Genomic DNA, 20,459 nt, shown 5'->3' on the forward strand with positions numbered 1-20,459 from the left:
CGCGTTACTTTCTCGTCTGGCTCAGGGGGACGGCACCGTTGGCGAAGATGCGACGGATGGCGGGCTGGTCCAACGAATGCTCCCAGATGAAAGCGTTCCGATACGACCTCGCGTCCGAGGCGTTTTCGAATGCCGCAATCCGTCTTGGCAGGGCATCAAATGCCGCGCGCAATGCTGCGGCGTCCTCGCGCGCATATATGATCCCCCAGCGACCGCCGTCGGTCGCATCAATCGAACTTGCGATATCACTGGTGACGATGAACAGACCACTGAAATGCGCGTCCGCATATACGTTCGGAAAGCCTTCGGGCCCGCGTGAGTTCATCAGTAGTGCCCGGCTGCGCATCAGCACGTCATAATAAGCCCGCTTGTCGGTGATCACCCCGTGAAACCGGTATCGCTCGTCGAAATGCGGATCGTCCGCCCGGTAGGTGGCTATCGTCCCCGCCATCGTCTCATCTATTTCCCCCACGAACTCGATGGTCCATCCGGGGGGTGGCGGCCCAGCTTCAAAGATCAGGCTCGTATATTTGACCCAGATCGAAAGCCTTCCCGAGACAACGATTGACGATCGACGCGGCTCCACCGGAGCTGCGGGAACACCAAGTGACGCAAGCCAAGTTTCGCTGACGCCACTGAACGTCTTCGCAAGCTTGTGGCCGAGTTGCAGACCAAGGAAATTCGCCCGCAGGATATCTTCGCAGACAGTCGTTTCGCAGATGACAACGTCTGCCATTGCCAGCAATTCGCGATAATAATGCGCCTGCCGTAGCCTGCGGTTCCAGCGTCCGCCATGACGCTCCCAATCGGCTTCTACCGATCGAAGAAACTCGGCATTGGCATCTAATTTTACGACGAGTTTTACCGTATCTCGGCGCCTTTTTGCAGCCCTTGCCACGACATAGTCGGTAACGGGCGTGAAGGGGAACAACACGAGGTGCGTGAGGCCATTCAACCCCGCAATGTCTCGGTATAACTTTAGATTTTTTAAGAAGTCGAGACGCTTCGGCAATCCGCGTAGCGCCTTGGCATATTGTCGGACGATCTTGCCACGAAAGCGATTATATCCCGGATTCGGATCCATCGCAGAGATCCAATATTCAAGATCAAGGCCGTGCTTTTCCGCCAATACGAACGGCACCTGCCCAAAATCCCGTGTTAAGAAGGCATCCGACGGCGAGAATTCTAAATCATTATAATAAAGTATTAATTTACCGGACACATCAAATCTTCCTACAAAGGAAAATATTCTGATAGGCACGATAACGGTCGCCTAGTATTTTACCGATTATGCGGGATTTTAAATTTTCGAAAGGATTGAAAGCAATCATTCGAACGATCTGCAAGCGTTTGCTTAACATTTCCTTAGCATCTTCGAGCCCAAAGAACCGCACATGCGTCCTGTCGAGGATGCCGGCATCGTCATAGGGGAAACGCCCGCTCCGCACGATCGTCAGCAAATTCGAATAATAATGAAAGTTCGGCAGCGATACCAAAAAGTAGCACCCTTCCTTCGCGGCATCTGCTAATTGCGTCAGCAGCGTTTCCGGATCGCGCAGATGCTCCAGCACGTCGAGTAGGAGGACGAGATCGAATGTGCTCACATCGACCGGCAGGGCATCGCGCTCGAGATCAATCTGGGCGAAATCATCGAATATAGCAGCATAATCGTTGGCCGGATCGAGGAAAAGATCGAGGCCGACGCTCCGCGCCTGGGGGCAGCGGACCTTTAGCGCCCGGGTAACGCCGCCACGACCGCAACCAATGTCGAGTATCCTGGACGGGCAAGTTGGCAGCAGGTCGAGAGCCTCCGGCCGTGAATGATCATAATAGCCGTCCTGCATCTGATTATTCTCCATCCAAGCCCATCCCTGAAATTGGTCGGGCGAGCGAACCGATGCCGGTATAGACAGACCGGGCTGGAATATCGCCCTTGACGACGGCATTTGCCGCCACCACCGCGTCGTCGCCGATGCTGGCGGGGCTGAGAATGACGACGTTAGCGCCCAATTGCACCCGATTGCCGATCTCGATGGGGCCGGGCGCATGAAGCGGCCGCAGCGACGGTGGCAATGCACAATGCGCAGGGTCGCGGAGGTCTCCATGATAATGATCCGTGACGAGCACGTTGGGGCCGAACAGCGTTCCCGCACCGATGCGAAGAGGCTGGATTGCCGTCACAACCAACGGCCCCGAAGCGGAAACCCCCTCCTCAATCGTGATTGCACCAAAATCCGAGTGGACGCCGAGCCATAGGTCGCCGTCACAACGGAAACTGGGGTGGATCGCCATCCCGTCTGTCCGGCCACGCAACTTGATGCGGCCTGTCACTCGCGGCCGCAAACTCATCCAGCGGCGCAGCCGGCTCCACGAGGCATCGAGCCAATGACTTAGCCTAGTCGACAGCGTGCGCATCATTTCACCGCCAGCTTGGTGCGATTCAGCCCACCCAAGACGCTAATCGCGCAGAAAAAAGCCATGGCGGCTTCGGTGACCAACATCGTTGAGGCCATGCCGACGACACCGAAATAGATGCATGCAATCGGTGCCGCGGCTAGAAAGCTTAACCCTGCAAGCCGGTAGACGACCGCCATCGATGAATCGAGGCGCAACACGATCATCACCGGGTTCAGCGAGACGCTAATGATGGTGAAGAAGGACGCAGTGAGCCAGATGGAAAAGATCACGATGCCAACGTCGCTGTGCCGCCCTGAGAAGAACATGTAAATATGCTCCCGCAGCGCAAACATCATCAGCAACGCGAGGGCTGCGGCCACTGCCACGGCCGCGATGTACAGGCGCACTTGGGCCCCCAGCTTTCCGGGAGCTCGGGTATGTGAGCGGACGAACGTGGGGAAACCCGTCTGCGCTGCGACGTTGAACATCGACACGAATGCCTGGGATATCTTCTGTGCGATGCTATAGAAGCCGATGCTTGTGGCAGAAAGCATGGTGCTCATAATAATTACGCCACCATGCGCGTAGACCGCGCCCCAAGCCGTCGCAGAAAATAGTGTCCAGTTCTCGGCGAACAGCGCCTTGACCTCGGCAGATGATGATCTCGTCATCGTAATGTCGTAACGGCGCTTGAGCATTCTCGCAGCGGCCAACAGGGTCACCGCGCCCGCCACCGCTTGGGTTGCCGGTACTATAAAGGCGTCCTCCGGCGCTCGAACCATCAGCATCGCTAGAACGGCAGCGCCCACACGGCACGTGACGATGAGTCGCGCAGCCAATGGCATGATCAACATGCCCTGAAACAGCCATTGCGGGAACAGGCACAGCATGACTGCTGATAGAAGCGACCAGAAGAAGACCCAAAAATGTGACGCCACCTGCTGGAAGACGAATGCCGAGAGGCAAAGACCTAGGAAGATAGGCGTCAAAATGACGAGTTTCACGATGGTCGTGGTGTTGAGGTAGCGGCCGATCGCGACATGATCATCGATATGACTCGCGGCAAAGCGCGTTCCGGACAACTGGATCGCATAATCCATCAGCACGCCTGCCGCGAGTGCGACCGCGCCGGCAATCGCCAGTTGCCCCATTCCAGCGATGCCCAGGGTGCGGGCGAAATAAGGGATCGTGACGACCGGGATCAAATAGGACGCAGCCTGGATGATCGTAAAGGCGGTGAGATTCGCGAAGTGCGTACGGAAGCGAACGATCAATGCCCCGATCTGAACGAATGATCCGCCACTGGGGTGCGGCTGCACGGTGCGGCTATCGTCGGGTAGCGCGCCTGATGGAAGATCGTCCCTGCTCACCGTCTGACCTTCACCCTAGAGCGCCCGGGACATCGGCACATATTGCCCGACCCGTCATCGTGCCTTGGCCGCTTAATCCAATTCACCCCCGAATGGTCAAGTTTTACGGACCAACGGCCGGGTGTCCGCCGCGGAAAACCACCATATCCCGGGACACGACGATAAACACTCAGCAGCTTCGCAACATGGCGGCTGAAAATCCTTACGTTACCATCGTGAAAAGCTAATGCCATCCAAGCTCACGCTCCCCTCATCGGCGGAAACGCGCGCCACGCCGTCGGCGCGGATCGCGACCTGCCCGCCAGGAACCTTATACACCCGCAATCCCGGCGGCCGGCATTGCGGCGGCAGTACAAAGCCGACGCTGTCGCCCACCCCCTGCACCGCGCCCTTGAATTCAACGCGCTGCGACCAGGGATCAAAGCGCACTGCCGGCGCCTCGTCCGCTGAGGCCCGCCAATTGGGTTTCAATGTCAGTGGAAGCCAGGATGTCTCGTTGGTCATGTATCGAATGCCGCGTTGGATCGGTGCCCCGGGCGTCGACAGCGGAATACCCTCAAGCAGCAAGAGGGAAGCACCATCGTCGCGCGGAGGCTTGCCAAAGGTTGCAGCGTGGACGATGCCGCTACCAAATATTTTTCCGAGCACGTCAATGCCAAAATCAAACACGGCACCAGTACCGGAGAGATAGGCGTGAAAAGCCTGCACCGAAAAGCGAGATCGCGATGCCACCAGTCCGCAAACCATCTTGTCGCGATTTCCTTCTAGATAGCATTGACGGATATCGGTCGAATAGGCGTTGTACAAAAATATTCCGCCAGGAAATTGCTCCACCGTCGCATCGAAAACGTTACCGATCGACGTCGAAGCGATGGATCCGCACAAAATGCCGTATGGCCTGTCGACATGATCCTTGGTCGACAGATTCAGCGTCGTATCAAAATGATCTTTCATCTGCGTCATAAAGGATAGCTGATATTCAGACGGCACCTTGACTGGCCAAGGCGGCGAGTGCATGCAATGCACCGCAAATATGTTCGCATTGGCATCGTCCCACGCGACTACGCCGTAATACAACGCGTTCGTCATCACCCGATACGACCCGCAGAAACTATAGTTGACCAGCAAACCGCAGCCGACGCGATCGATGCAAACCTCTTCGACAAACGAGCCAGGGCAACCGTGCATCCGGATGCCGCCGAACGGTACCACTCCCTTAGAAGTCAAAAGAATGTTTTTCACACCACAATTATAAGTCACGCCTTGGGGTAGTTCGCCAAGCAATTTGTCGTAGGCGAAAGCCACCCCTCGTTCGGTCGTCGCGGCCTCTACCATCCACGCACGGTGATCGATAAAATCAGCGACCAGCGCGCAAGCGCCCTTATTACCTGCATTATAGGGATAGTGAACCGGCGCCGGTCCCTCGAGCGTGACGTAGGAGGGAAGTTTCAATCCCTTCGTCAGGCGATAATGAACTTTAGGCTGTGACAGAAAGACGACGCCCCCGCCCAGGCGCCCGGCATGATCCAGTGCCTTCTGAATGGCCGGCGCATCGTCGGCAACCCCATCGCCTAGCACCCCGAAGTCGGTGGCATTGTACCTCAGGGCCGACGCGGACAAACCAGTGGCGACAACAGATGCGCCGACCATCATGTCTCGTCTATTCATTGTGCGGTAGTCCCAAAAATCTAAAGCGATCGCAAAGACATTGCAACATCAACGAGGACGGATTTCGTGCCCGCTATGCCTGCTCGACATCCTTGCTTCTCGTTCGCGCCCACCCGCACCAAAATTTGCCGGCTTTGCAGACCCCGTCATCCACCCCTTGATTGCGGAGGGCTCATCACGCTGGCGGGATGGCCGGGGCAGAATGACTTAACGCCCCTCCACCGCCTTCAGAATTGCACGACCGTAAGCGGTCTTTTTGAAGCGCTCACCGGCTTCGCGCGCCTGATCGGCAGAGATGAAGCCTTGCTCATAGGCGATCTCTTCCAGACAGGCGATCTGGATGCCCTGGCGGTGCTGCAAGGTGCGCACGAACTCCGACGCCTCGAGCAGGCTGTCGTGGGTGCCGGTGTCGAGCCAGGCATAGCCGCGGCCCATCTGTTCGACGTAGAGGTCGCCCGCCTCCATGTAGAGCCGGTTGAGATCGGTGATCTCGAGCTCGCCACGCGCCGAAGGCTTGAGGTCGCGGGCATATTGGACGACGCGATTGTCGTAGAAATAGAGGCCGGTCACCGCATGGTTCGATTTGGGCTGCGCGGGCTTTTCCTCGAGGCTGATGGCCTTGCCGCCTTCGCCGAACTCGACCACACCATAGCGCTCGGGATCCTCGACGCGGTAACTGAACACCGTGGCGCCCGTTGGCCTCGCGACGGCGCTGGCCAGCAGATCTGTGAGATGCGCACCGAAGAAGATATTGTCGCCGAGCACCAGCGCGACATTGTCATCACCGATGAAGTCGGCGCCGATCGTGAACGCCTGCGCGAGGCCGTCGGGGCTCGGCTGTTCGGCATAGTCGATGCGCAGCCCGAACGGCGAGCCGTCATCGAACAGCCGGCGGTAATTGTCGAGATAGTCTGGGCTCGAGATGATCAACACGTCGCGGATGCCGGCGAGCATCAGCACCGACAGCGGATAATAGATCATCGGCTTGTCGTAGACCGGCAGCAGCTGCTTGTTGACCGCCAGCGTCGCCGGATGGAGCCGGGTGCCCGAACCCCCGGCGAGAATGATGCCCTTCATTGGGGTACTCCGATCAGTTCGTCGAGAATGTCCGCCAGCGCCGCATCCCACGGCCGCGGGTCGATGCCATAAGCGGTACGGATGGCGTCATGGCTGAGCAGCGAGTTGGCCGGGCGCCGCGCCGGGGTGGGATAATCGCTGGTCGCGATCCCCTCGACCGCGGCGCTCGGGCCGCCGCGCGTGGCGCTCTGCCGGAAGATCTCGCGGGCGAAACCGGCCCAGTCGGTCGCGCCGGCGTTGCTGAAGTGGAAGGTGCCGGTCGGCGCGTGCGGATCGTCGGCGAGCCGCATCGCAATGGTCGCGAGCGCGGCTGCGAGATCGGCCGCGCTGGTCGGGCTGCCCTGCTGGTCGGCGACGACGCGCAATTGGTCGCGGTCGGCCGCGAGGCGGAGCATCGTCCTGACGAAATTGGCGCCGCCCGCCGATACCACCCAGGCGGTGCGGACGATCGCGCTACGCCCGCCGGCGGTACGCACCGCGAGCTCGCCGCCCAGTTTCGACGCGCCATAGACGCCGAGCGGGCCGACCGGATCGTCGACCTGCCACGCGCCCTGCCGGTCGCCGGCGAAGACATAATCGGTCGAGACCTGGACGAGCGGGATCGCCGCCGCGGCGCAGGCGGCGGCCAGCGCGGCGGGGGCGAGCGCATTGATCGTCCAGGCGGTGACGACGTCGCTCTCCGCCTTGTCGACCGCGGTATAGGCCGCAGCGTTGATCACCGCCGCCCAGGGCCGGCCGTCATGCCCCGCGGCGATGGCCGCGGCGAGCGCGGCGGGATCGCCGAGATCGAGCGCGTCCCGGCCCAGCGCGACCGCCTGCCAGCCATCCGGCCAGGCATGACGCGCGAGCTCGCGGCCGAGCTGGCCGTTGCCGCCGGTGACGAGGACGGCGCGGGTCATCGCCGCACCGCCATGTCGACAGGTCGAAGGCTCGACATATCAGGCCGCGATGCCGCGGCGTTCGGAGGCCTTGGCGGCGACCAAAGGCCGCCACCAGGCTTCATTGTCGAGATACCAGCGGATCGTCTTCTCGATGCCGGTCTCGAACGTCTCCTGCGGGCGCCAGCCGAGCTCGTCGTTGATCCGGCTGGCGTCGATCGCATAGCGTTTGTCGTGGCCGGGCCGGTCGGCGACCGAGGTGATCTGGGTCGCATAGGAGCGGCCGTCGGTACGCGGGCGCAGCCGGTCGAGGATCGCGCAGAGCGTGTGCACCACCTCGATGTTCTGCTTCTCGTTATGGCCGCCGACATTGTAGGTGCGGCCGACCGCGCCGCGCTCGAACACCGCCTGCAGCGCGCGGACGTGATCCTCGACATAGAGCCAGTCGCGCACCTGATCGCCCTTGCCGTAGACCGGCAGCGGCTCGCCGGCGAGCGCCTTGGCGATCATCAGCGGGATCAGCTTCTCGGGGAAGTGGTAGGGGCCGTAATTGTTCGAGCAATTGGTGATCAGCACCGGCAGGCCATAGGTATGGCCCCAGGCCTGGACGAGATGGTCCGATCCCGCCTTCGACGCCGAATAGGGCGAGCGCGGATCATAAGGCGTGTCTTCGGTGAACAGGCCGGTGTCGCCGAGGCTGCCATAGACCTCGTCGGTCGAGATATGGTGGAAGCGGAACGCCGCACGCGCCGCCTCGTCGAGCGTCTGCCAATAGGCGCGCGCCTCGGCGAGCATCGTATAGGTGCCGACGACATTGGTCTGGACGAAGGCGCCGGGGCCGTCGATCGAACGGTCGACATGGCTTTCCGCGGCGAGATGGGTGACGATCTCGGGCTTGAACTCGGCGATCGCGGCCCGGACCGCCTCCGCATCGCAGATGTCGCCCTGGACGAAGCGGTAGCGGTTGCTGTTCGCGACACGCTCAACCGTCGACAGCGTGCCGGCATAGGTCAGCTTGTCGAAGTTGAGCACCTCATGGGCGGTGTTCTCGATCAGGTGACGGACGAGTGCCGAGCCGATGAAGCCGGCCCCGCCGGTGACGAAGATGCGCATGTCTGGGTCCTTCAGGCGAGGGGGGCGAGCGGCCGGCCGTCATAGGGGAAGGGGCTGTCGAAGTCAGCGAGTGCCGGCTGGACCTTGTCCTTGTCGCTGAGCTCGGGGGTGACGCCGGCGGGGAGCGGCCAGTCGATGCCGACGCTGTCCCAGCGGATGCCGCCGTCCGCCTCGGGCGCATAGGTGTCCGAACATTTGTAGGTCACCTCGCAATCGGGCTCGAGCGTGACGAAGCCGTGCGCGAAGCCGATCGGGATGAAGAGCTGGTGGCCATTCTCGGCGCTTAGCTCGGCGCCGACCCACTGGCCGTAGGTGGGCGAGCCACGCCGCACGTCGACCGCGACGTCGAAAATCCGGCCGCGGATGCAACGGACGAGCTTGTCCTGCCCGCGCGGCGGGGTCTGGAAGTGGAGGCCGCGGAGGGTGTGAGCGGGGACGGAGAGCGAGTGGTTGTCCTGCACGAAGGTGCAGGTGATGCCGAGCTTGGCGAAGGCGGGGACCGAGTAGACCTCGGTGAACCAGCCGCGGCTGTCACCGAAGCGCTTCGGGTGGATGAGTTGGACGGGGGAAGCTTGCATATGACACCTCGATTAGAGAGGACTTGAGTTTTCAGCAATAATCGGAGCCGTGTGCAGCAAGCGACATTCCCTTACCCCGTAACGATTTAAGCGGGCAGCGCCGTTTGACCGACACCACTATCACTAGCGAGCGCCAAAGCCGGTTACCATCGTTCTGATCGTCTTAGCCACAATCAACAAGTCTAGCGAAACCGACAAATTACTAATATAGTAAAAATCAAAGTTAAGTTTGGTTTTTACATCAGTAATATCAGTAACATGCCCTTGATTTACTTGCGCCCATCCAGTTATACCCGGGCGAACAATATGACGGTATCGATAGAACGGAATTTCGTTTTCATACCATTTGCTCAACACCTCTGCCTCGGGGCGGGGTCCGATCCAACTCATCTGGCCAAGCAGGACGTTGATGAGCTGCGGAACCTCATCCAAGCGAGAGGTGCGCAGGAAACGACCGATACGCGTCACTCTGACGTCATCGTCTTTGGTCATCGCAGCGCTGCGATCGTCCTGCCCGAGCGTACGTACGGTCATGGTCCGCAGCTTAAAAACGGTGAACGGCTTACCTTGGTATCCGATCCGTCGCTGGCGAAACAACGCGGGTCCCGGTGAATCCATCTTAACAAATATACAGCATAACACCATGACCGGGGCAATCATAACGAGCCCAAGCAATGCCAAAACCCTGTCGAAGCCATGCTTGACCGTCATATATGCCGAAACAGGAGACAAAGATCCGAAGTTGTTTTCAGAAATATGTTCAAGGTCGACCTGCCCACTCAGAGATTCACGCAGATGCTTTGTATGATAAACTGGAATGCCGCTAAGAGCATAGTCCGCCAGCGCCCGCTCCCATTCATCGGGCATATCAACACGAAGATCGGCAGATACAGCGTCGATTTCGGGGGGAAGCGGACCGGGTTCGTTAAGTCTCCTCCACGATATGCCGACGGCATCCGGCATCGGGGCATTGTCCCCGAAAGGCGCCAAACCGACGCAGAACGAGTATCTGCGAGCTCCGTACGCGCTCACAAAGTAGAACCATACAATACTCATGATCATTCCGCAGAATAGCATGAATCTACTATATTCTATACGTCCAATAATTAGCAAAAATGCAAATATACCGTAAGCAATAAAAAAAGATGTTAGGATGTACCCAGTTTTTTCAACTCCAGGATAAGTAACAAAGTTACGAATAAACCAGTAGCCAAGGCACGTTGACAAACATACAATACCCAAAGTTTGCGTGTGGAGCTCGACGTTTGCGCCGCTTTCAAACGTAAGCAGGCGAATGAGATAAGGCAACACTCCTGCAAAGAGCAGCGCCCCTGACAACTGAAAGCGCGGCGGCCGAGACGTAGGTAGACGACGAAGACGAGGCGTTATCATGACACTCCACGCAGCCATGCTGAAGGAATAATAAACACGGAACAGATCGCCGATTACTGCATTCACTTAGAATGTGAAATGGATTACGGCATACAATCAGTGAGGCGCCCACGGCCGCTACCCAACTATTCGAAATATAGATACTATTTTTTAAAAACATGGTCAATAGTCCAAGTATTTACTTGGTCTCGTTCTCTATCTTTTATCCAACCCCATTTATTAAAATAACGCGATAAATTTATAATTTTGCTAATTTTTCGACGAAAACCACCGCTTTGACTTCTATATTCGTGATAAACGGTAACATGTGGAAAGAATATCGTCCTATGCCGCCGGTTTATACGACGCGATAAATCAACATCTTCCCCATACATAAAGAACCGCTCATCAAATCCGCCAACTTCTGCGACAACGGAACGACGCAACACCATGAAACATCCGGACAAAAACGGAAACTCTTTTTCGCTGGCATAGTCCCAGTCTCTAAATTCGTAGGCGTCATTACGCCTTTCAACCCAACGCGTACCTGCCATAAAACCGCGTCCGAATACGTCGAGAGGATGCGGCAGCAGACGACACAGATGCTGAATCGACCCATCAGGATAACAGACCCGTGGCATGACCAACCCGACATCCGGCCGCGCATCCATGAACTTCAGCAATGCTGGCAATACTTGAGACCCGTAGGTCAAGTCTGTATTAAGTACCGCATGATAATCGCTTTCCTGACTTTCCGCGAAAGCAAGATTATGACCACTGCCGTATCCAATGTTAGCACCAGATCTAATAACTTTTACTTGGTTATTATTGAATATTGGTATATTACTTACTTCTGGGCTATTATCGACCAGTATGATGCTGGCATCGGCAAAGGATTCTTGAACTTGGGCTACCGCCCGACCTATTTCATCCACGGGCGTCCGGAACAGGACGAAGGAAACCGTTAGCCTAGCCATTGTCAGACGAAAACCCAGTCTACGATGTCGATATCAATCGACAGATTATGCTTACATGCGATGATCGCATAGCTCTTGCATTGGCGCTCGCCACGATCGGACGAACAGCTCCCAAAATGATATGGCTGATAGGCTGATCCATGCAACGAATGGTACGTCTACCGCCTTTTTCAAATCAGATTTTGGGGCGCCATATGCCACTCAACCGGGTAACGCCAGCCTCCAGCCCTGTCACAGATTTGCAAGCCCCCCTGCCGTTTTGTGACAAGATGCTTTACGCCAATGGAGGAGCCATCATTGCCGAGCTTGATCGATACCGACCATGTGATGCTGGCACTCACCATCGGCGAACCGAACACGCCCATTTTTACTGCTCAGTGCCGTCTGGGTGTTCAGATTATTAATCAAACAAAATACGTACGGGCAGGAATTTCACCTGTGGCGTTGAAGCAGGCGAAAATATCATTTACTTGAAAACATAGTTTATTGCCGAACAGCGTTGCATGCCGGGATGTGTGTCATTAAATTAAAGGTCGAGTGCGCCACGCTGCGCATATCGGCTGGACAATCTTCATCTCGCTCTTTAGTCAATCCGTCGAACACCGGGGGGTTCTAGAATGATCGGGACGATGACGTCGACGCGGCGGGTGCGTGCGCGTGCGCTGCAGACGAGCGGCATGGCGCTGGCAATGGTCGCGGCCCCGCCCGCGTTCGCACAATGCGCGCCCGATCCTACCCAAACGAATATCGTCACCAGCTGCACCGGCACCGACAGCGACGGGCTGGTCGTCACCACCTATGGCACCACGGTCGACGTTTCCGCAGGCGCGACGGTCCAGGGTGGCGGCCGGCCGGGGATCGCGGTGACGCTGCCTTCGACCAGCTACGGCAGCGCCGTCAGCGTGACCGTCGCCGGGACGGTCGATGGCGGCGCCCAGCCGGGGGTCAGCCTGGTGTGGCAGACACCGGCAGGCGGCTACGGCTATAACGACGCCAACCTGAAGCTCACCGTCGCGCAAGGGGGAAGCGTTACCGGCAGCAATGCGCTTCTGCTCGGGCGCAGCAACGGCTCAGGCTACGTCTTCGGCAGCCCCATTGCGACTATCGACAACAGCGGCACGCTGACCGGCAGTAGCGGCATCGCCCTGCTCGCGGCGACGCCGGGCTTTGGCAAATTCGTGATCACCAACCGCGCGACCGGAACGATCGGCGCGATCAGCGGCACGGTCACCGCCCTCAACAACGCCGGGACGATCGACGGCGGCACGCACAGCGCGATTGATTGGGGCGGTGTATTCGAATCCTACGGCACGCTTACCAATAGCGGCACGATCACCGCCGCGGGCAGCGCCGCGACACTCGCCAACCTGGCGTGGACTGCAACGTTCACCAACAGCGGGACGATCAGCAACACGGGTACCGGCGCCGCGGTCGCTGGCAACGTCCTGACGCTTACCAACGCCGCAGGCGGGCGAATCGCCAGCGCCACCGCGACAGCGATCAGCGCCGGCACCACGCTGACGCTGACCAATGCCGGCACGATCACCGGCAACGTCGTTACCGCCGCCAGTCCGAGTTATACCGGCACCAGCACGATTGATTCACACGCGGGCACGATCAACGGCTCAGTCACCTTCGGTGCGGGCGACGACACACTCGTCGCCGGCTGGAACAATGGGCTGGTCACCGGCATCACCGGCCCGATCAACGGCGGTGCCGGTACCGATACGGTACGGGTCCGTTTCACGGCCGATGCGACCGTCGCCGGCACGATCACGCTGCCGACCAATTTCGAACGATTCACTCTGGCGCCCGATGCCAAGGTCACCGCGACGATCGCCGACGGCTTCGCCGGGCCTGGGCTGCTGACGACCAGCGGCTACGGTACGGTAGTCAACCGCACCACACTGACTGGTACGACGCAAGCGGTGCAGATCGGCGCCTATGATTACGGCAATGCGCCGATCTTCATCAATGCCGCCACGATCACCACCACCGGCGGCACTGGTACGGACGTTGCGGTCGCCCTCGGTCTGTATGCGGCACGGTTCGAGAACAGCGGCACGATCGTCGCTGCGAACAACGGTGTGTCAGGTGAGCCCTCGGGCCAGTTCGTCAACACCGCAACCGGCACGATCACCGCGGTCAACACCGGTGTCTCACTGTTCGGTACGGGGTTTGCCAATGCCGGCACGATCCGCTCGACCGGCGGCACCGGCGTGAACCTGCGTGGCACGGCCAGCACAATCCGGACCAACAGCGGCCTGATCGAAGGCAAGGTCGCCGGCGCGCGAATCAGTTCCTTCTTCGCCAACACCGGGACGATCACCTCCCCCGGCACCGGCGTGCTGGTCGATTATGACGGCGTGCTCGACAATCGTGCCGGCGGCACGATCAATGGCGGCGTCGCCGGGACAGTGACCGGGCTATGGAACGCGACGGTCATCAACGCCGGCACGATCAACGGCGACGTGCGCCTGATCGGCAGGGCGTCCAACGGCAGCTACAGTGCCAACCGCTTCTACGCGCTGGCGGGCGGCGTAGTGAACGGCAATCTGACGCTCGGAGCGAGCGACGTACTGATCGCCGAACTCGCCGGCAGCAGCGGCGGGCGGATCGCTGGCATCACCGGCACGGTCACGGCGACGGATGCACAGCTGCGCTATCGCGTCCGCACCGACACCAATGCCGACCTCACCCTTCCCGCCGGCTTCGCCGGTGTCGGTTACGACCTCTATGACAACGCAACGCTGACGTTGAGCGGCAGCGCCGCACAGAGTGCCCCTGCCCTCTACACGGCGCCGCTGACGCTCGCCGGCCGAGGCATCGTTGATCTCGACGCGACGATTACCGCCACCAGCCAGCCGGTGATTCAGGTCGGCTCGCTGCAAATCGCGCCCGGCGAGATCCGGCCGGCGACGAACGGGCTTACCATCACCAGCCGCGGCGCGCTGACGCTCGACCGTTCAGACTCCAACAGCTATCCCTATGCCGCGGTGGTACTTGGCGAGAACGACGTCTTTACCAACGCCGGCACGATCACCGTCGTCGATCGCGCATTGACGGCATACAGCCGGATGACCGCGATCGCCGGTGGCAAGACCGTCACCAACAGCGGCACGATCACACTCGACGGCGCAACCGGCATTTCGAGCGGACGGGACGTCATCAACAGCGGCTCGATCGTGCAGGCCAGCGGCGGTCGGGTTGCGGCTGGGATCAGCGGCGTCACCAATCTTACCAACAGCGGCACGATCGACGTCGCCGGCACGGCGGTGGAGCTCAGCAACTATTATGTCGGCGCCATCGTCAATTCGGGCCGCCTCGCCAGCTCGGGCAGTATCGCGATCGGTCTGGGCGCCTATAGCTATTCCTCCTACGGCCTCACCGTCACCAACCTTGCCGGCGGTACGATCAGCGGCGGTGCCGGGCAGGCGATCCAGATGGGCGGCGGCACGCTCCGCAATGCCGGTACGATCACCGGCACGGTCGATCTCGGTTACTCGCCCAACGGCGGCCGCGCCTGGAACTCGGCGGTCTATGTCGCCGACGGCGGCACGATCACCGGCGACCTGCGCTTCGGCGGTGGCGATGATCTGTTTGTCGCGGTGGAGGATGTCGGCGGGGTCAGCGGCACGATCGATGGCGGCGCCGGCTCCGACACCTATATCCATGCCCGTTCGACCAGCGGCACGGTGGCGCTAGGCTCGCTTACGGCGATCAATTTCGAATATGAAGGCGTGCGCGCACTGGGCGCCGATACCCTCGTCACGATCGGCGCTGCAGCACCGTTCGACGGTGAGGTGCGGATTTCCGGCGATGGCACGATCGTCAACAGTGCGACGCTGAACGGGTCGGTCTCGACCGGCAATTATTACGCCACCTCCCAGGATCCGACCCATACCGACGCGCAACTCGCCGCCTTCACCAACAGCGGCACGATCGCCGGCGGCTTCTACGGCGGCGTCGGCGCGTTCACCAACAGCGGCATGCTTGGCACGACGACGTTCAGGGGGCAGGCGCTGTCGCTCTATGCGACGCCGACCTTCGTCAACACCGGCACGATCAGCAACAGCGGCAGCGGCAGCACGATCTATCTGACCGGAACGCAATCGACGACCATCACCAACAGCGGCACAATCACCGGCGGAGGCGTCTATGCCGCGGTCGAGGCCTATTGGCCGTATTACGACCCTTACTATTATTATTATCCCCGGCCGGTGACGACGACGTCTCCCCCCGCCCCGATCGCGCTGGCGATGAGCAACAGCGGGACGATCACCGTCGGCGGCAACGGGGTGACGCTGTCGGCAGGCAATTACGCCATCAATGGCGTCGCGACCGTGCTGCTCAACAACAGCGGCACGATCGCAACCGATGCAATCGGCGGCCATGCGGTCGCATTGAGCGCAGTCGGTTACCTACCCGGCGAGCAGAGCGTCACGCTGACCAACAGCGGCACGATCCAGGCCAATGGCGGCGGCAGCCCGCTGCCCGCCGATCCCTATGCCGGCGCCGCGCCGGTCTACGGCAGCACCCCGGCGGTCGCGGTCCGCTACGCCGTCAACGCCGGCGACATCGCCGCGATCACCAACACCGCGACCGGTACGATCGAGGCGACCGGTACGCTGTCGGCCGCGATCATGGGTCGCGGCGCACTCGACCTCACCAACGCCGGCACGATCCGCGGCAGCAACGGCACCGCGCTCGCCGGCAACGACTACCTGTCCTACCACCTCGGCAGCGACCGCCTCGCCGGCGCGATCCAGACCGTCGGCGACGCCGACAACCGCATCGTCAACACCGGCACGATCATCGGCTCGATCGGTCTCGGCGGCGGCAACGACCGGATCGAGAATCGCGGCACGATCACCGGCGACGTCGTCCTCGGCGCCGGCGACGACATCTTCCTCCAGCAGGCCAATGCGACGCTGACCGGCACGGTCGACGGCGGCGACGGCACCGACATGCTGATCGTCGATGCGACCGGCGGCGGCACGATCAACGCCGCGCAATTCGTCCGGTTCGAGGGCCTCAGCCAGACCGGTCAGGGCAACGTCAACTATCTCGGCAGCTTCGGCTTCGACACGATCGGCCTGGTCGGCGGCACCATCACCGTCGCCGCGGGCGATACGCTCGCGACCAGCGGCCCGGTCGCGCTGACCGGCAGCAGCGCCGACGAGACGGTGATCAACAACGGCACCATCCTCGGCGCGGTCGCGCTCGGCGCGGGCAACGACACCTTCGTCGAAGGGCCGAACAGCCGCGTCACCGGGGTGGTCGACGGCGGCACCGGCGACGATCTCTACTCGGTCGTCCTCGCCGGCGACCGCAGCGGCATCGGCGCGCGCACCGGCTTCGAACGGCTCGCGGTCGGCGGCACCGGCACGCTGCGCCTGACGCTCGACCAGGATTTCACCAGCCTCGCGCTGAACGGTGCCAACGCCGACCTGACGCTCGCCGGCTATCGCATCGCCGGCGTCACCGGATCGGATGCCGCCGAGACGCTGCGCGTCGACGGCGACATCGCCCGCGTCGCGCTGGGTGGCGGCGACGACACCCTCGCGCTCGGCACGTCGGTCGCGATGGGCCGCTACGACGGCGGCAGCGGCACCGACACGCTCGCCTTCACCGCGGCCGCGCCGGTGACATTGGTCGGCAGCGCGACCGGGTTCGAGCGCGTCGCGCTGACCGGTGGCGCGCTGACCGTCGCGGGGATGCTCGGCAGCGCCGCAGCCCCCCTCGCCTTCACCACCGCCGATACGCAGCTCACCGTCGCCGACGGCGGCACGCTCGCCGGCGTCATCGACCTCGGCACCGGCAAAACCCGCTTCCGCCTCGCCGCGGGCGGCACCTTGGTCGGCAGCGTCGCGGGCGGCGGCCAGGGCAGCGCGACCGTCGCCCTCGCCGGCGACCGGACGCTGACCAATGCGCTGACCGGCTTCGCGACGCTGACCACCGAGGGCAGCGGCACGCTGTCGCTCGCCGGCACCTATGCGTTCGACCGGGTCGGCGGCACCGGCAACCTGACCGTGCTCGCCAATGCGGCGCTGACCACCGGCCAGCTCCGCTTCGGCGACGACGACAACCGCCTGACCATCGCCGGCCGCTTCGCCGGATCGGTCGACGGCGGTGCCGGCCGCAACACGATCGCGATCTCGGGCGGCAATGCCGCGGCGCCGGTCGCTTTCGGCAGCATCGCGCAGGTTGCCGCGCTGTCGATGAGCGACGGCTTCGCCACCGTCTCCGGCAATGCCGCGCTCGGTACTGTCGACATGTCGGGTGGTCGACTGGTCGGGCTGGCGGGCTCGACGCTGTCGGCGGACCAGTTCCTGATCCGGCCCGGTGCGACCTTCGGCTCGGCGGGCACGGTCAACGGCAATGTCACCGTCGCCGGCATCCTCAGCCCCGGCGCGTCGCCGGGGACGATGACCGTCAACGGCAATGTCGCGCTCCAGTCGGGATCGCTGTCGCTGTTCGAGATCACCCCGACCGTCTACGACAAGCTCGTCGTCAACGGCGCGGTGACGATCGCGTCGGGCGCGACGCTGCAGCTTGCACCGAGCGGGACATTGCGCCCCGGCACCAGCTACGACCTGATCACCGCGAGCGGCGGCATCACCGGCAGCTATGCGACGATCCTCAAGCCCGACAGCCTGTTCGGCTTCATCGTCCAGCGCGGCGACCGCATCCAGCTGCTCGGCCAGTTCCTCGATCCCGCCGGCACCAACGCGCAGATCAGCCGCAGCATCGCCTACGCCAACCGCGCGATCGTCGCGCAGCCGGCGGACAGCGCGCTGTTCGCGGCGCTGCCCGCGCTGCTCACCGCCAACGGCACGTCCGATGCCGCCGCCTTCGCCCGCCTCACCCCCGAGACCTATGCCTCGGCGAGCCAGATCGGCGTCGACAACGCGCTCGCGCTCGCCGCGACCGCGCGCGGGCCGGGCCTGGCCACCGGCAGCGAGGACGTCCGTCCCTTCACCTTCGCGCAGATGCTCGGCGGCTGGCACCGGCTCGGCGCGGACGCCGCGGCGGGGACCGCGGCGACGCGGAGCCAGAGCTACGGCTTCCTCGGCGGCATCGGCATCGGCGATGCGACGTGGAGCGTCGGCGTCTTCGCCGGCTATCTCAACGACCGCCAGCAGATCGACGCGCTCGCTGCGCGCACCAAGCTCGACGGCGCGGTCGCCGGGCTCGAGGCGCGCTATGCCGTCCCCGGCGGGCCCGGCGTCACCGCCGCGATCCTCTACGACGGCGGCACCGCGCATAGCACGCGCGCCCTGCCCGGCGCGGGCAGCGCGAGCGCGAGCTACGGTCTGCACAGCTGGGTCAGCGACCTGTCGCTGAGCTACGACCTTGGCCTGTCGACCGACTGGACGCTGCGGCCCCGCGCCGGGCTGACGCTGGTCCGCACCACCCGCGCCGCGCTCACCGAGACCGGCAGCGTCTTTGCGCTCAGCGTCGCGCGCGACCGTCACGTCGCCGGCTTCGCCGACGCCGGGCTGACCTTCGCACGCAGCGATGTCTCGGAGGCGCCGCTGCGGCCGTTCGTCTCCCTGGGGGTGCGCTACCAGTTCAAGGGCAACCGGACCGATGCGCTCGCCGGCTATGCAGGCGGCGGCCTCGGCCTCACCGCGCTGGGGGCGGCGCGCGCCGATCTGGTCGGTACCGCCGCGGCGGGCCTCGCCTACCGCCTGACCACCGGGCTCGACCTGTTCAGCACCGTCTCGTCGCAGACCGGTCGCGACGATCATCAGGAGAGCATCAGCACCGGGGTGCGGCTGCGGTTCTGATCGGACGGATGCGGTTCCCTTGTACGGGGACCGCATCGTCCAATCGAAGCGCGCTACCTGTGCGCACGCTGCCGACTAGATCGTACGGCGTCGAGCAACGGTAGCGGGCGGCAATCGCCCGCTACCGCCCAGGCTGGATCGAACGTTATCGGCGAGGCCCGCTCCTGTCCTGCGACCGGTCGCGCTGCAGCATCCGATAGCGTTCCTGCTCCAGCGCTCGGACACGCTCGAGGGTCTGACGCACGAACGCATCGACACTGTCAGTCGAATATGTCGGCATGGGCCGGCGTTCCGGCTCATCGGGCGCCCGCATCTGCTCCGGTCGCTCGGCGGCAGTGCGATCCGCCGGCCGATCGCAACCCGGGGTTCCGGCCGCGCTCGCATCCCGCCCTCGCGCCGCCAATGCTTCGGCAGCCTTATTGATTCTGGCCAGCGTAGCTGTCAGCGGATCCGCCGCATCGCTGGCCTTTTGGTGCCTCTTTTCGATTTCGGCTCTTGCCGCTTCCAGTCGTGCCAGTGCCAGCACGACCGGATCGGCAGCGCTGGCTTCCTGCGCACGCCGTTCCGCTATCCTCGCCGTCGCGGCTTCCATCCGGGCGAGCGCAGCGGCGATCGGGTTGGCGGGATCGATAGCGTGCGATGGCAGACCGGCGCGTCTGGCAGCAATGCGGACATTCGTCGCCTGTGTCCGGGCGAGCGCCTCGGCGATCGGATCGGCCGGCGTGGCACCCTGCCCGTGGTCGTGTGTGGCCGATACGATCGCAGGGTTACCCGGCAACGTCCGTAAACTTGGCACCGGCTCGGGCATCGCCGCGACAAACTTGCGCAAGGTTTGCGCCTTGACCTGATCGACAAACGACGACGACGTCAGCAGCTCATCGATCGAGCGCTGGAACGTGTCGCGCACGACCGCCTGTCGTTTCGCGAGCGCGGTTTCGGTAGGATCGGCGCCCCCCGTTTCGTGCAGCCGCCGCGCACGATCGGCCCGGTTACGGTCGATCCGCGGCACCGCGCCCTGCTCGCGAATCTTGCGCGCCGCGATCGGTTCGTGCGTCGCATCGACGCCGCGCGCCTGCACCGGCGTCGCGTTCGCCTCGATGCCGCGGTCGCGCAGCTTCTGCGCGAAACGCTGGCGATACCGCAGCAGATCGTCGCGATCGGGATTGAACCGGCGGCCGTCGTAATCGCGCCGCGCGACCGTCAGATGGACGTGCGGATGATCGCGATCGACGTGCAG

The 20,459-nt window shown here is 62.4% G+C and carries 14 protein-coding genes; 2 read left to right on the forward strand and 12 right to left on the reverse strand.

All coding sequences use genetic code 11. From position 1 onward, the window contains the following. Window positions 1-4 precede the first annotated feature (4 nt). From V8201_RS12465 to V8201_RS12515, 11 genes are all read right to left on the reverse strand, one after another. Window positions 5-1,261 carry a glycosyltransferase gene (locus tag V8201_RS12465; protein WP_336545503.1) on the reverse strand — a complete coding sequence of 419 codons (1,257 nt, stop codon included), beginning with the start codon at window positions 1,259-1,261 and terminating at the stop codon, window positions 5-7. Continuing rightward, on the reverse strand, window positions 1,224-1,844 hold the full coding sequence (locus V8201_RS12470) for a class I SAM-dependent methyltransferase (protein WP_336545504.1): 621 nt from the start codon (window positions 1,842-1,844) through the stop codon (window positions 1,224-1,226). Before V8201_RS12470 ends, V8201_RS12465 begins: the two co-directional genes overlap by 38 nt. A 4-nt stretch (window positions 1,845-1,848) precedes the next feature. After that, complete coding sequence (locus V8201_RS12475) at window positions 1,849-2,292, reverse strand: DapH/DapD/GlmU-related protein (RefSeq protein ID WP_336545505.1); 444 nt, start codon at window positions 2,290-2,292, stop codon at window positions 1,849-1,851. A 122-nt stretch (window positions 2,293-2,414) separates the two neighbouring features. Further along, on the reverse strand, window positions 2,415-3,767 hold the full coding sequence (locus V8201_RS12480) for an oligosaccharide flippase family protein (protein WP_336545506.1): 1,353 nt from the start codon (window positions 3,765-3,767) through the stop codon (window positions 2,415-2,417). 207 nt (window positions 3,768-3,974) lie between these two features. Further along, window positions 3,975-5,420 carry a glycosyl hydrolase family 28-related protein gene (locus V8201_RS12485; RefSeq protein WP_336545507.1) on the reverse strand — a complete coding sequence of 482 codons (1,446 nt, stop codon included), beginning with the start codon at window positions 5,418-5,420 and terminating at the stop codon, window positions 3,975-3,977. 222 nt (window positions 5,421-5,642) lie between these two features. Then, window positions 5,643-6,512 carry a glucose-1-phosphate thymidylyltransferase RfbA gene (gene rfbA, locus V8201_RS12490; protein WP_336545508.1) on the reverse strand — a complete coding sequence of 290 codons (870 nt, stop codon included), beginning with the start codon at window positions 6,510-6,512 and terminating at the stop codon, window positions 5,643-5,645. Next, entirely contained in the window at window positions 6,509-7,411 is a 903-nt protein-coding gene (gene rfbD, locus V8201_RS12495) for a dTDP-4-dehydrorhamnose reductase (protein WP_336545509.1), read from the reverse strand. The genes rfbA and rfbD overlap by 4 nt, the downstream gene beginning before the upstream one ends. Window positions 7,412-7,450: 39 nt before the next feature. After that, window positions 7,451-8,503 carry a dTDP-glucose 4,6-dehydratase gene (gene rfbB / locus V8201_RS12500; RefSeq protein ID WP_336545510.1) on the reverse strand — a complete coding sequence of 351 codons (1,053 nt, stop codon included), beginning with the start codon at window positions 8,501-8,503 and terminating at the stop codon, window positions 7,451-7,453. A gap of 11 nt (window positions 8,504-8,514) precedes the next feature. After that, entirely contained in the window at window positions 8,515-9,081 is a 567-nt protein-coding gene (gene rfbC, locus V8201_RS12505) for a dTDP-4-dehydrorhamnose 3,5-epimerase (protein WP_336545511.1), read from the reverse strand. A gap of 123 nt (window positions 9,082-9,204) precedes the next feature. Then, entirely contained in the window at window positions 9,205-10,539 is a 1,335-nt protein-coding gene (locus V8201_RS12510) for a sugar transferase (protein ID WP_336545512.1), read from the reverse strand. Between the two features lie 77 nt (window positions 10,540-10,616). Beyond that, window positions 10,617-11,387, reverse strand: a complete 771-nt coding sequence (locus V8201_RS12515) for a glycosyltransferase (RefSeq protein ID WP_336545513.1) — start codon at window positions 11,385-11,387, stop codon at window positions 10,617-10,619. A 348-nt stretch (window positions 11,388-11,735) separates the two neighbouring features. Here V8201_RS12515 and V8201_RS12520 point away from each other — a divergent pair, with 348 nt between their 5' ends. Continuing rightward, entirely contained in the window at window positions 11,736-11,903 is a 168-nt protein-coding gene (locus V8201_RS12520) for a hypothetical protein (RefSeq protein WP_336545514.1), read from the forward strand. A 143-nt stretch (window positions 11,904-12,046) separates the two neighbouring features. Continuing rightward, the gene (locus tag V8201_RS12525) at window positions 12,047-19,222 is read left to right on the forward strand and encodes an autotransporter outer membrane beta-barrel domain-containing protein (protein ID WP_336545515.1); all 7,176 of its coding nucleotides are present in this window, start codon (window positions 12,047-12,049) and stop codon (window positions 19,220-19,222) included. A 145-nt stretch (window positions 19,223-19,367) separates the two neighbouring features. On the opposite strand, the gene V8201_RS12530 is transcribed toward V8201_RS12525, so the two are convergent. Then, a partial coding sequence (locus tag V8201_RS12530) for a relaxase/mobilization nuclease domain-containing protein (protein WP_336545516.1) occupies window positions 19,368-20,459 on the reverse strand: 1,092 nt, incomplete at its 5' end.

The sequence above is a fragment of the Sphingomonas kyungheensis genome, assembly GCF_037120395.1.
In the GTDB taxonomy this organism is placed as follows: Bacteria; Pseudomonadota; Alphaproteobacteria; order Sphingomonadales; family Sphingomonadaceae; genus Sphingomonas; species Sphingomonas kyungheensis.